This is a genomic window from Pseudomonas persica (assembly GCF_900291015.1).
GTDB lineage: Bacteria > Pseudomonadota > Gammaproteobacteria > Pseudomonadales > Pseudomonadaceae > Aquipseudomonas.
In genome coordinates, this window is record NZ_OLKL01000010.1 from 275,841 (window position 1) to 288,900 (window position 13,060).

General features: G+C 62.7%; 10 protein-coding genes. 3 read left to right on the plus strand and 7 right to left on the minus strand.

Annotated elements, in window-relative coordinates; translation table 11 throughout:
- Window positions 1-8: 8 nt before the first annotated feature.
- The 7 genes from FQ664_RS05060 to FQ664_RS05095 all read right to left on the minus strand — a co-directional run bounded on the left by FQ664_RS05060 (window position 9) and on the right by FQ664_RS05095 (window position 9,845).
- The gene (locus tag FQ664_RS05060; RefSeq protein WP_087502522.1) at window positions 9-935 is read right to left on the minus strand and encodes an ABC transporter permease subunit; all 927 of its coding nucleotides are present in this window, start codon (window positions 933-935) and stop codon (window positions 9-11) included.
- Between the two features lie 10 nt (window positions 936-945).
- Window positions 946-1,956, minus strand: coding sequence for an ABC transporter permease subunit (locus FQ664_RS05065; protein WP_144170663.1), 1,011 nt, complete (start codon window positions 1,954-1,956; stop codon window positions 946-948).
- A gap of 91 nt (window positions 1,957-2,047) precedes the next feature.
- A complete protein-coding gene (locus FQ664_RS05070; RefSeq protein ID WP_178090948.1) occupies window positions 2,048-3,658 on the minus strand; it encodes an ABC transporter substrate-binding protein in 1,611 nt (536 codons plus the stop codon).
- Window positions 3,659-3,736: 78 nt separating this feature from the next.
- Window positions 3,737-5,116, minus strand: coding sequence for an OprD family porin (locus FQ664_RS05075; RefSeq protein WP_144170664.1), 1,380 nt, complete (start codon window positions 5,114-5,116; stop codon window positions 3,737-3,739).
- A gap of 229 nt (window positions 5,117-5,345) precedes the next feature.
- Window positions 5,346-6,938, minus strand: coding sequence for an ABC transporter substrate-binding protein (locus FQ664_RS05080; RefSeq protein ID WP_144170665.1), 1,593 nt, complete (start codon window positions 6,936-6,938; stop codon window positions 5,346-5,348).
- Window positions 6,939-7,085: 147 nt separating this feature from the next.
- On the minus strand, window positions 7,086-8,711 hold the full coding sequence (locus FQ664_RS05085; RefSeq protein ID WP_144170666.1) for an ABC transporter substrate-binding protein: 1,626 nt from the start codon (window positions 8,709-8,711) through the stop codon (window positions 7,086-7,088).
- A gap of 417 nt (window positions 8,712-9,128) precedes the next feature.
- The gene (locus FQ664_RS05095; RefSeq protein ID WP_144170668.1) at window positions 9,129-9,845 is read right to left on the minus strand and encodes an SIMPL domain-containing protein; all 717 of its coding nucleotides are present in this window, start codon (window positions 9,843-9,845) and stop codon (window positions 9,129-9,131) included.
- Between the two features lie 202 nt (window positions 9,846-10,047).
- Here FQ664_RS05095 and FQ664_RS05100 point away from each other — a divergent pair, with 202 nt between their 5' ends.
- The 3 genes from FQ664_RS05100 to FQ664_RS05110 all read left to right on the plus strand — a co-directional run bounded on the left by FQ664_RS05100 (window position 10,048) and on the right by FQ664_RS05110 (window position 13,023).
- Window positions 10,048-11,304 carry an ATP-binding protein gene (locus tag FQ664_RS05100; protein WP_144170669.1) on the plus strand — a complete coding sequence of 419 codons (1,257 nt, stop codon included), beginning with the start codon at window positions 10,048-10,050 and terminating at the stop codon, window positions 11,302-11,304.
- Window positions 11,304-11,864 (plus strand): response regulator transcription factor, encoded by a 561-nt coding sequence (locus FQ664_RS05105; RefSeq protein WP_144170670.1) that lies wholly within the window; start codon window positions 11,304-11,306, stop codon window positions 11,862-11,864. The genes FQ664_RS05100 and FQ664_RS05105 overlap by 1 nt, the downstream gene beginning before the upstream one ends.
- Window positions 11,865-12,081: 217 nt before the next feature.
- Complete coding sequence (locus FQ664_RS05110; RefSeq protein ID WP_144170671.1) at window positions 12,082-13,023, plus strand: AEC family transporter; 942 nt, start codon at window positions 12,082-12,084, stop codon at window positions 13,021-13,023.
- The last annotated feature ends 37 nt before the right edge of the window (window positions 13,024-13,060 follow it).

A 13,060-nucleotide genomic window follows, 5' to 3' on the forward strand; every position in this document is an offset into this window, starting at 1 on the left:
CGTTCTCCTCAGGCGGCGTTCTTGAGTTTCGGGTCCAGCGCATCGCGCAGGCCGTCGCCCATCAGGTTGATTGCCAGCACACTGAGCAGAATGGTCAGGCCGGGCAGGCTCACCACCCACCAGGCGCGCTCGATGTAGTCACGGGCCGAAGCCAGCATGGTGCCCCACTCCGGGGTCGGCGGCTGCACGCCAAGGCCGAGGAAGCCCAGGGCGGCAGCGTCGAGGATGGCCGAGGAGAAGCTGAGGGTGGCCTGCACGATCAGCGGTGCCATGCAGTTGGGCAGCACGGTGACGAACATCAGCCGTGGCAGCCCGGCACCGGCCAGGCGTGCGGCGGTGACGTAATCGCGGTTCAGCTCGCCCATCACGGCGGCGCGGGTCAGGCGCACATAGGATGGCAACGATACGATGGCGATGGCGATCACGGTGTTGATCAGGCCTGGGCCGAGGATGGCGACGATGGCCACCGCCAGCAGCAGCGAGGGCAGCGCCAGCATCACGTCCATCAGGCGCATGATCGACGGGCCGAGCAGTTGCGGGAAGAAACCGGCCAGCAGGCCGAGCAGGATGCCCGGGATCAGCGACATCACTACCGACGACAGGCCGATCAGCAGCGACAGCCGCGCGCCCTGGATCAGCCGCGAAAGCAGGTCGCGGCCCAGCTCGTCGGTGCCGAGGATGAACTGCCAGCTGCCACCTTCGAGCCACACCGGCGGGGTCAGCAGGAAGTCACGGTACTGCTCGCTCGGGTCGTGCGGGGCGACCCATGGCGCGAACAGTGCGCAGAACACCACCAGGCACATGAAGGCCAGGCCCATCACCGCGCCTTTGTTGCGCGCGAAGGCTTGCCAGAATTCTTTGTATGGTGAGGGGTAGAGCAGGCTCTGGTCCACCGGGCTGGCCGGCGACACGGATTTCGGAATCGGGCTAGTCATGGCGAGGGCCTCAGCGCTGATGACGGATGCGTGGGTTGGCCAGGCCGTAGAGGATATCCACGACGAAGTTGACCAGGATCACCAGGCAGGCGATCAACAGGATGCCGTTCTGGACCACGGGGTAGTCACGGGCACCGATGGCTTCGATCAGCCATTTGCCGATGCCCGGCCAGGAGAAGATGGTTTCGGTCAGCACCGCACCGGCCAGCAGCGTGCCGACCTGCAGGCCGAATACGGTCAGTACCGGGATCAGTGCGTTGCGCAGGCCGTGCACGAACACCACGCGGGCCGGCGACAGGCCTTTGGCACGGGCGGTGCGGATGTAGTCCTCGCGCAGCACTTCGAGCATCGACGAGCGGGTCATGCGGGCGATCACCGCCAGCGGGATGGTGCCGAGCACGATGGCCGGCAGGATCAGGTGCATCACCGCGTCTTTGAACGCGCCTTCCTCGTCGCTGAGCAGGGTGTCGATGAGCATGAAGCCGGTCTTCGGCTCGATGTCGAAGAGCAGGTCGATACGCCCGGACACCGGGGTCCAGCCCAGGCTTACCGAGAAGAACATGATCAGGATCAGGCCCCACCAGAAGATCGGCATCGAATAACCGGCCAGGGAAATGCCCATCACCCCGTGGTCGAACAGCGAACCGCGCTTGAGCGCGGCGATCACCCCGGCCAGCAGGCCGACGATGCCGGCGAACAGCAGGGCGGCGAAGGCCAGTTCGAGGGTGGCCGGGAACAGGGTCAGGAACTCGCGCCACACGCTCTCGCGGGTGCGCAGCGATTCACCGAGGTCGCCCTGGGCCAGCTTGCCGACGTAGTCCAGGTACTGGACCGGCAGCGGCTTGTTCAGCCCCAGGCGCTCCATGGCCTGGGCATGCATTTCGGGGTCGACCCTGCGCTCGCCCATCATCACTTCCACCGGGTCGCCGGGGATCAGGCGTATGAGCGCGAAGGTCAGCAAGGTGATACCGAAAAAGGTCGGTATCAGCAGGCCAAGGCGTCGGGCAATAAAGCTCAACATTGTCGGGGTTACCTCATCAGGCCGTGGGGCGATCAGCCCGCTACGGTGGTGCCGCCGGTTCCCGTGTGGGTTGCCGGCGGTCGTTGTTGTTCTACTTCACCTTGGTGGTGGCGAAGTTGTTGTTGGTCAGAGGGTTGATCACGTAGCCCTCCACGTTGTCACGCATGGCGGTGAACATCTTTGGATGGGCCATGCTGATCCAGGGTTGGTCGTCATCGTACACTTTCAATGCCTGGTTATAGAGCCTTGCGCGCTCGTCGTTGTCGATCACTTCGCGGGCGCGGCTGATCAGTTCCTGGAACTTAGGGTTACACCAGCGCGCATAGTTCTCGCCGCTTTTGGCGGCATCGCAACTGAGCAGCGGGCTGAGGAAGTTGTCCGGGTCGCCGTTGTCACCGCCCCAGCCGGTGGACACCAGGTCGGCCTCGCCTTTCTTGGCGCGGCGCAGCATCTCGGCCCACTCCATTACGCGGATATCCAGCTTGAGGCCGATCTGTTTGAGGTCGGCCTGCAGCATCTCGGCGGACAGGCGCGGGTTGGGGTTGGTCGGGCCGCCGCCATTGCGCGTGAACAGTGTGATGACCGTGCCTTCGGGCACGCCAGCTTCCTTGAGCAGTTCGCGCGCCCTGGCCAGGTCGCGGGGCGGGTTCTTGTTCTCACTGTTGTAGCCGATCATGGTCGGCGGGTACGGGTTGACGCCGACCAGCGCGTTACCTTTGCCGAACAGCTGGTCGACGTGAGTCTGGCGATCGAAGGCCATGTTGATGGCTTTGCGCACGCGCACGTCGCTCAGGTATTTATGTTCGGTGTTCATCGAGATGTAACCGGTAACCAGGGCCTCGATCTCTTCGACCTTGAGTTTCGGGTCTTGCTTGATCGACGGCACATCATCGGGCTTGGGATAGAGCGCCACCTGGCACTCGTTGGCGCGCAGTTTCTGCAGGCGCACATTGCTGTCGGTAGCGATGGCGAAGACCAGTGCATCGGCCGGTGGCTTGCCGCGGAAATAGTCCGGGTTGGGCTTGAAGCGGACCTGGGCGTCCTTGTTGTAGCGTTGGAAGATGAACGGGCCGGTGCCGATCGGCTTGCTGTTGAGCTCGGCGGTCTTGCCGGCCTTGAGCAACTGGTCGCCGTATTCGGCGGAGTAGATTGAGGTGAAGGCCATGGCCATGTCGCGCAGGAACGGTGCTTCCGGTCGGGTGAGGGTAATCACCACGGTGTGCTCGTCGGCCTTGCTGACCGACTTGAGCAGGTCCTTGAACCCCATGCTCTCGAAGTACGGGTAGCCGACGCTGGTCTTGTCATGCCATGGATGGTCCGGGTCGAGCTGGCGATTGAGGCTCCACAGCACGTCATCGGCGTTGAAGTCGCGGGTGGGCTTGAAGTAGTCGGTAGTGTGGAACTTCACTCCCTGGCGCAGGTGGAAGGTGTAGGTCAGACCATCGGCTGAAATGTTCCAGCGCTCGGCCAGGGCCGGCTGGATTTCGGTGGTACCAGGCTTGAAGTCGACCAGGCGGTTGAACACCGTCTCGGCCGAGGCATCGGCGGTGACCGCCGTGGTGTACTGGACAACGTCGAACCCTTCCGGGCTGGCTTCGGTGCACACCACCAACGGCTTGGCCGCCAGCTGCGTGGCGCTGCCCAGCACCAGCGCTGCCAGGGCAAGGCGCAGCGGTAGCGATTTCATGAAAGCTTTCTGCATGGGGTGAAGACTCCCTGCTTGCATTGATTCCAGCGTAGCCGCCACGGCCCGCAAGGCAGCGGGCCGTGGCGCCGACGGTCAGAGAATGTTGAATGGAATGGTGGTGACCACGCGGAACTCGTCCAGGCTGCCATCGCCCTGGTTCTTGCTGGCGCGGTGCGTGGTGTAGGTGGCGCGGATGCTGGTGTCTTTCAGCGGCCCGCTCTGCACCGCGTAGCTGGTACCGATGCCCCACTCGTAGTGGTTTTCGCCATCCAGGCCGTTCACGTCGTAGGCGGTGCCGCGGTAATGGGTACCGTCGATGCCCCAGCCGCGGGCGTTGTACAGGTTGAACTTCAGGCCCGGCACGCCGTACGGCGCCATGTTCAGCACGTAGGAAATCTGCAGCGATTTCTCGTTGGGGCCGTTGAAGTCCGACAGCAGCGAGTTGGCCAGGTAGATGCCGTTGGTTTCGTGCAGGTAGTCGAAGTACTCGTTGCCGTTGACCTGCTGCCAGGAAGCGCTGAGGGTGTGGGCCTGGTGGGTCAGGCCGAACGACAGGCTGTAGGTGTCGTTGTCGATCTTGCCCATCTTCTGGCTGCCGGCGTCGACGGTCTTGTAGTAGTTCAGGCCGGTGCTCAGGCTGAGTACCGCGCTGTCGCCGAGCACGTGGTTGGCGCCGAAGTAGTACTGGTTCCAGAAGTCGTCGACCTTGGTGGCGTACAGGCTGGTGTTCAGGCTCTTGAACGGCTGGTAGTTGACGCCGGCGGTGCTGGCGCGGTCGGTTTCCACGCCGGTGGCGCTGTATTCGCTGCGGAACTTGCTGAGGCTTTGTTCGGTACGTGGCGAGACGCGGTCGAAGGTGCCCAGGTCGAAGCTCAGGTTGTCGAATTCGGCGCTGTGCAGGAACGCACCCTGGAAGCTCGAAGGCAGGGCGCGGTTACCGATGTAGGCGATCATCGGCGTGTCCACGGACTGGCGGCCGACGGTGAGGGTGGTGTTGGACACGCGCGCCTTGACGTTGGCCAGGCCCATCTTGCTCCACTGGCCGATCGGGTCGCCATCACTGTGGGTCAGTGTGCGGTTGTTGGGGCCGGCGACGTCCTCGCGGTTCTGTTGCAGGGCGATGGCATTGTAGCCGGCGGCTTCGACGGCAAAACCGACGGTGCCCTGGGTGAAGCCCGAGCTGTAGTTGAGGATGGTGCCCTGCACCCAGTTCTCGCGGCTGTGAGTGGGGTGGCGGGTGCCGTCGCTCTTGTAGTACTTCCACAGCGGAGCACGCGCGGCGCGTTCGCGGGCGTACCAGTTGCGGGTGCTGCCTGACAGGCTCTGGCCGTCAATGAAACCGCTGGCTTGTTCCTGTTCGCTGCTGCTTTTGAGGGTGACGGGGACGAAGTCCTGGCTTTGTGGGTCGGCCTGGGCCACGGTGGATAAGGCACTGATGGATAACGCCAGTGCGGTCAAGGTGAATACTCTCAAGGTTAAAGCTCCCTTTCTTTTCTAGTTATGGCTGGCCTTGTGGGCCGGGTTTCTTGCTGAGGTGTTGCCAGGGTGGCCCGGGGTGACCGGGCTGAATCGGGCAGTGGTGTTGGCTGTGCCGGCCTCTTCGCGGGTAAACCCGCTCCCACAGGAACATCACAGGTTTCGGAGCTTGTGCCGTACCTGTGGGAGCGGGTTTACCCGCGAAGAGGCCGCTGCAGGTTAAAAATCACTCAACACTCACACCGGAAAAATCATTGCGCCCGAACGGGCTGACCTTGAATTCGGAAACCTTGACGCTGAGCGGTTGGTTGACCGTGGAATGCGCCACCGGGGTAATTGGCACCTGTTGCTTGAGCCGCTGCTGGGCCTGCTGGTACAAGGCGCTGCGCTGCGCGCGGTCGGTGACCTGCTTGGCCTGCTTGACCAGGCTGTCGTACAGCGGGTCGCACCACCGCGAGTAGTTATTGCTGCCGATGGCGTCGCAGTTGTAGAGGGTGCCCAGCCAGTTGTCCGGGTCGCCGTTGTCACCGGTCCAGCCGATCAGGGCGACATCGTGCTCGCCGCTTTTGATGCGCTTGAGGTACTCGCCCCATTCGTAGCTGACAATGCGCACCTTGAAGCCGAGCTTGCTCCAGTCGGCCTGGAGCATTTCCGCCATCAGCTTGGCGTTGGGGTTGTACGGGCGCTGCACCGGCATGGCCCACAGGGTGATCTCGGTGCCCGGCTTGACCCCGGCCTGCTGCAGTAGCTGTTTGGCCTGTTCCGGGTCGAAGGGCGCGTCCTTGAGGCTGGCGTCATAGGACCACTGGGTCGGTGGCATGGCGTTGACTGCCAGCTGGCCGGAGTCCTGGTACACGGCCTGGATGATCGCCTGCTTGTTCACTGCCATGTCCATCGCCTGGCGCACTTCCAGGCGGTCGAACGGTGGATGCTGGGTGTTGTAGGCGATATAGCCAAGGTTGAAGCCCGGCTGCTGCAGCACCTGCAGTTTGCTGTCGGCCTTGAGCGCCGGCAGGTCGGCGGGGCGCGGGTGCAGGGTGACCTGGCACTCGTTGCGGCGCAGCTTCTGGATGCGCACCGAAGGGTCGATGTTGATCGAGAACACCAGGTTGTCGATCTTCACGTCCTGCGGGGCCCAATAAGCCTTGTTGCCTTTGTAGCGGATCTGCGAATCCTTTTGATAGCGCTGGAACACGAACGGCCCGGTGCCGATCGGTTGCTGGTTGATGTCGCTGGGGCGCCCGCTGGCCATCAGCTGTTCGGCGTATTCGGCGGAGAGGATGGAAGCGAAGCTCATGGCCAGGTTCTGGATGAACGCGGCATCGACGCTGTTCAGGGTGAACACCACGGTCATCGGGGCGGATTTCTCGACGCGGGCGATGTTCTTGTCCAGGCCCATGCTGATGAAGTAGGGGAACTCGGTCGGGTAGGCCTGGCGGAACGGGTGGCCCTTGTCGAGCATGCGGTTGAAGGTGAACAGCACATCGTCGGCATTGAAGTCGCGGCTCGGGGTAAAGGCCTTGTTGCTGTGGAATTTCACCCCTTCGCGCAGGTGGAAGGTGTAGCGCAGGCCATCGTCGGACACCTCCCAGCGGGTCGCCAGGGCAGGGTGCACGGCGGTGCCGCCGCGCTCGAACTCGACCAGGCGGTTGTAGATCGGTTCGGCGGCGTCGTTGTCGGTGGCGCTGGTGTACTGGGCGGTGTCGAAGCCGGCGGGGCTGCCTTCGGAGCAAAACACCAGGTTGTTGGCCAGCAGGGCCGGCGATTGGCTGATCAGGCCCAGGGCCAGCAGGGCGCAAAGGCGGGTGGTATGGCGCATGACAAGTCCTTTTACGTCTGTTTGCGCCGCCTCGGTGTACGAATGGCGGCAACAGGTCGCCTACCCCGCTGCGGGTAGCGGCGGGACGACATGAAGAGGTGGTGAGGTCGGCGCGGCACCCGCTGCTCAGCGGGTGCCGTGGCTAGCCTATTTGTCCACGCTGACGCCGTAGAAGGAGTTCAGGCCGAACGGGCTGATCTTGAAGTCCTTCACCTTGGCGCTCATGGGCTGGTAAACGGTGGAGTGGGCAATCGGAGTGATTGGCACCTGTTCCTTGAGAATGTGCTGCGCCTTTTGGTACAGCTCGGTGCGTTTGGCTTGGTCGGAGGTGGCCTTGGCCTGCTTGATCAGGTCGTCGTAGGGCTTGTAGCACCACTTGGAGAAGTTGTTGCCGTTCATGGCATCGCAGCCATACAGGGTGCCCAGCCAGTTGTCCGGGTCACCGTTGTCACCGCTCCAGCCGATCAGCATGGCGCCCTGTTCGCCGCCTTTGGAGCGCTTGATGTACTCGCCCCATTCATAGCTGACGATCTTCGCCTTGATGCCGACCTTGGCCCAGTCGGCTTGCAGCATCTCGGCCATCAGCTTGGCGTTGGGGTTGTACGGGCGTTGCACGGGCATGGCCCACAGGGTGATTTCGCTGCCTTCCTTGATGCCGGCTTCCTTGAGCAGTTGCTTGGCTTTCTCAGGGTCGAATGGCGCGTCCTTGATGCTGTCGTCATAGGACCACTGGGTTGGTGGCATGGCGTTGACGGCCAGCTGGCCGGCGCCCTGGTAGACCGACTCGATGATCTTTTTCTTGTCCACGGCCATGTCCAGCGCCTGGCGGACTTTCAGCTGGGCCAGCGGGTTGGCCTCGTTGCTGCCCTTGACCTTGTCCATCACGTTGTAGGCGATGTAGCCGAGGTTGAAGCCGGCCTGGTCAGGCATTTGTAGTTTCTGGTCCTGCTTTAGCGGCTGGATGTCGGCGGGGCGAGGGAACAGGGTGACCTGGCACTCGTTCTTCTTCAGCTTCTGCATGCGCACCGAGGCATCGGTGGTGATGGCGAAGATCAGGTTGTCGATCTTCACGTCAGCGGGTTGCCAGTAGTCCTTGTTGCCCTTGAAGCGGATCTGCGCGTCCTTCTGGTACTTGCTGAACACGAACGGGCCGGTGCCGATCGGTTTCTGGTTGATGTCGGCGGCCTTGCCGTCCTTGAGCAACTGGTCGGCGTATTCGGCGGACTGGATCGAGGCGAAGCTCATGGCCAGGTTCTGGATGAATGCGGCGTCGACTTCGTTGAGGGTGAACTTCACCGTGTGCTCGTCGAGCTTCTCCAGCCTGGCGATGTTCTTGTCCATGCCCATGTCGGTGAAGTACGGGAACTCGGTGGGGTAGACCTTGCGGAACGGGTGGTCCTTGTCGAGCATGCGGTTGAAGGTGAACAGCACGTCGTCGGCGTTGAAGGTACGGCTGGGCTTGAAGTAGTCGGTGGTGTGGAACTTGACCCCTTCACGCAGGTGGAAGGTGTAGGTCTTGCCGTCGTCAGAGACTTCCCATTTGCTCGCCAGGCCCGGGATGACTGCAGTGCCGCCACGTTCGAACTGGGTCAGGCGGTTGAACACGGTTTCGGCCGAGGCGTCAAAGTCAGTCCCTGTGGTGTATTGCCCCGGGTCGAAGCCGGCCGGGCTGCCTTCGGAGCAGAACACCAGGTTGGATGCGGCGAGGGCCGACGGTGCGCCGGATAGCAAACCTGCACCTAGCAGGAACGGAATGACTGCGTGTTTGAGCATGGTGGCCTCATTGTTGTCATTTTTCGATTGAGGTGGCCTCGTGAGCCGACCTGCGGATACTTATGCAGGGTGCGTTCCCAATGCAATATGCAGACGGATGATTGGCGCCAGAAAAGTGGTACGAACGTACATGGATGTCGCATCGGTATAACTTTCAGCGAAGTTAAACGTTTGCGTAGGCAAAATGATGGCTTTTTGCGAGATGTTGCTGGGCGGGGAGTTTGTAGGAAGCACCTGAATAGTGCGTAGGAAATTGCTGAAATTTGATTGTATGGGCTGCACTGCAGCCCATAACGATCGATTCAGCAGGGACCCTGTGGGAGCGGGTTCACCTGCGAACACCGGCGAAGCCGGTGCCATGTACCGCGTTGCCTGCTTCGCGGGTGAACCCGCTCCCACAGGTGCTTCGTCAACTGCTCAAGGCATCTGCACTTCGATCAGGCCATCGGCATTCATGCTCACTTCACTGGTCCCGGCCTCGATATCCGGCGCCGGTGCCGCTTCATCAGCCCCCATGGCCTTCATCGCCATCGGCGCACTGCGCAGGTACGGGCGTGGGTAACCGCTGCTGTTGAGGTTCAGACTGACCACTTTGTAGCCCTTGCCACCCAGCGCCTCGGTCGCCAGCTGCGCGCGCGCCTTGAAGGCATCCACCGCATCCTTGAGCAGCGCATCCTCGCTGGCCTTGCGCGTGGCCGGGGCGATGGAGAAGTCCATGCCAGCCATTTTCAGCTCTTGCAGCAGATCGGCAGTCAGTTGCGACAGGGCCGGGAAGTTGGCGCTCTCCAGGCGCAGCTCGGCGCGCTCGCGCCAGCCGGTGATCTTCTGACCCTTGCTGTCATACACCGGGTAGCTGTTGCGGCTGCCCTGGCTGATCTTCACGTCCTTGACCTGGCGCGACTGTTGTACGGCCTTGTTCATGGTTTCGGTGATCTGCTTGGCGAGCTTGCCCGGGTCGCTGTTCTGCGCTTCGCTGTACAGGGTCACGACCATCAGGTCGCGCGCCACTTCCTTGCTGACTTCGGCACGCAGCGAGACCTGGTTGTAACGCGGCTCATCGGCAGCCAGCGCCGACAGGCTGGCGAGCAGGCCGCAGGACAGGATCAGGGCGGTGCCGCGACGTGGGATTTGCATGTGGTACTCCTTGGCAATATAAGGCGTGGGTTGTGGTCATCCATTCCACGCATGGCCCATCAGACCGGCAACAGTGTAGTGGGTTCAAAAGTGCCATCATCAACCTGTGACAAAGTGTGGCGCTTTGCCGCATCGCTGCAGCGAGGCGCCCGGCTTCGGTATACTCCAGCCGATTTTTCTGGAGCACTCATCAGGAGAGCTCATGCTCGCCGCCGTACAACCGCTGTCCGCTACCCGCCAGAACCTCTGGCGCCTGACCGTCATTCGGGTGCTGGTCCTGGCTGCCCAGGCCGGCTCCGTGGGCGTCGCCTACTGGACCGAACTGCTGCCTTTGCCCTGGCTGTCGCTGGCCGGCACCCTGGCCTTGTCTTCGCTGCTGTGTGCCTTCACGGCCCTGCGCCTGCGCCTGTCGTTGCCGGTCACCGAGCTGGAGTATGCTCTGCAACTGGCCTGCGACCTGCTGATCCACAGTGCCTTGCTGTATTACTCCGGCGGCTCGACCAACCCGTTCGTGTCGTACTACCTGGTGCCGCTGGCTATTGCTGCGGTGACCCTGCCATGGGCATATTCGCTGATCCTCTCGGGCATTGCCCTGACCGCCTACAGCCTGCTGCTGGTGCAGTTCTACCCGCTCGAAGGCCTGCCGATGGCGCGGGACAAGATGCAGGTGTACGGCATGTGGCTGAGTATTGCCTTGGCCGCTGCGGTGATCACCTTCTTTGCCGCGCGCATGGCCGAAGAGCTGCGCCGCCAGGAGCAGTTGCGTTCCGAGCGGCGTGAAGAAAGCCTGCGCGACGAGCAACTGCTGGCCGTGGCCACCCAGGCCGCCGGTGCCGCCCATGAGCTGGGCACGCCATTGGCGACCATGAGCGTGCTGCTGAACGAAATGCGCCAGGACCACGCCGACCCGCTACTGCAGGAAGACCTGCAGATCCTCCAGGACCAGGTGAAGCTGTGCAAGGAAACCCTGCAACAGCTGGTACGCGCCGCCGAAGCCAACCGCCGCCTGGCCATGGTGGAGCAGGACGTGACGGCCTGGCTGGACGAGGCGCTCAACCGCTGGCACCTGATGCGCCCGGAAGCCAGCTATCGCTTCCAGCGCCTGCGCGACGGCCAGGTGCCGCGCCTGACCCCGCCGCCGGACCTGACCCAGGCACTGCTGAACCTGTTGAACAATGCCGCCGATGCCTGCCCCGATGACCTTGAAGTGCGCCTTGACTGGGACACCCATGACATCGTCATCAGCATTCGTGACCATGGCCCCGGCGTGCCGCCGGCCATCGCCGAAGCCATCGGCAAACCCTTCATTACCACCAAAGGCAAAGGCTTCGGCCTGGGCCTGTTCTTGAGCAAGGCCAGCGTGACCCGTGCGGGCGGTTCGGTGAAACTCTATAGTCATGAACTGGGTGGCACCCTGACCGAACTGCGCCTGCCCTATGGCAAGCGAGGAGATGAATGATGAGCGAAGAAAACCAGGTCGAAAGCGAAGAGCTGCCGCACCTGCTGCTGGTGGATGACGATGCCACCTTCACCCGGGTCATGGCCCGTGCCATGAGCCGCCGCGGTTTCCGCGTGAGCACTGCCAGCTCTGCCGAGGAAGGGTTGATCCTGGCCCAGCAGGACCTGCCGGACTACGCCACGCTGGACCTGAAGATGGACGGCGATTCCGGGCTGGTGCTGCTGCCCAAGCTGCTGGAGCTGGACCCGGAAATGCGCGTGGTGATCCTGACCGGCTACTCGAGCATTGCCACCGCGGTGGAGGCGGTCAAGCGCGGTGCCTGCAACTACCTGTGCAAGCCGGCCGATGCCGATGACGTGCTGGCGGCGCTGCTGTCGGAACACACCGACCTGGATACCCTGGTACCGGAAAACCCGATGTCGGTCGACCGCCTGCAGTGGGAACATATCCAGCGCGTACTGAGCGAGCACGAGGGCAATATCTCGGCCACCGCGCGGGCGCTGGGCATGCACCGGCGGACCTTGCAGCGCAAACTGCAGAAGCGCCCGGTTCGGCGCTGATTCAGTACTGACAGTACCGGCCTCTTCGCGGGTAAACCCGCTCCCACAGGTATTTCACAAGCTTCAAGATCTGTGCAGTACCTGTGGGAGCGGGTTTACCCGCGAAAGGGCCGTAACTGACAGAAACTTCTCTTTATCACCCCGCGATCCCCGCAACTCCCGGCCGTTGGCGTATCATTAGCCGCCTGACGGCAACCCCCTCCAGGATCGCTTGCGCATGCTTGCCCTTCTTATCCAGACACTGAACATCACGGCACCGGTCTTCGCCATGCTGTTCATGGGCGTGCTGCTCAAACGTATCCGCCTGATCGACGACAATTTCAACCGCGTTGCCTCGCAGTTGGTGTTCAACGTGTGCATGCCGGCGCTGCTGTTCCTCGGCATCTATCACGCCGACCTGGCCACGGCGGTCAAACCCGGTGTCCTCGTCTATTTCATCGTCGCCACCCTGGCCGGCTTCGCCGTCGCCTGGGGCCTGGCCATCTGGCGCAGCCCACAGGCCGACCGGGGCATCTATACCCAGGGCGCATTCCGCGGCAACAACGGCGTGATCGGCCTGGCCCTGGCCGCCAGCCTTTACGGCGACTACGGTATTTCCCTGGGGGCGGTGCTCGCCGGTCTGGTCATCCTCATGTACAACTCGCTGTCGGCAGTGGTGCTGGCGGTGTATAGCCCGGACCTGAAGTCCGACCCGTGGAGCATCTGCAAGAGCATTTTCAGCAACCCGCTGATCATCAGTGTACTGGTGGCCACGCCCATGGCCTACGGCCAGGTGCCGCTGCCCAACTGGCTGCTGACCTCGGGCGACTACCTGGCGCAGATGACCCTGCCGCTGGCGCTGATCTGTATCGGCGGGACGCTGTCGCTGGCGGCACTGCGCGACAGCGGCAGGCTGGCCATCGACGCCAGCCTGGTGAAGATGGTCTGGCTACCGCTGTTCGGTACCCTCGGTGCCTGGCTGTGCGGCTTCCGTGGGGCCGAACTGGGCATCCTGTTCCTGTACATCGGCAGCCCGACTGCAGCGGCCAGCTACGTCATGGCGCGGGCGGCCAACGGCAACCATGAGCTGGCGGCGTCGATCATCGTGATTACCACGCTAATGGCGGCGATCACTACCAACATTGGTATTTTCATCTTGCAGTGGGGCGGATGGATCTAGATCCTTGACTGCAAACAACACAAAAAACACAGCCTCA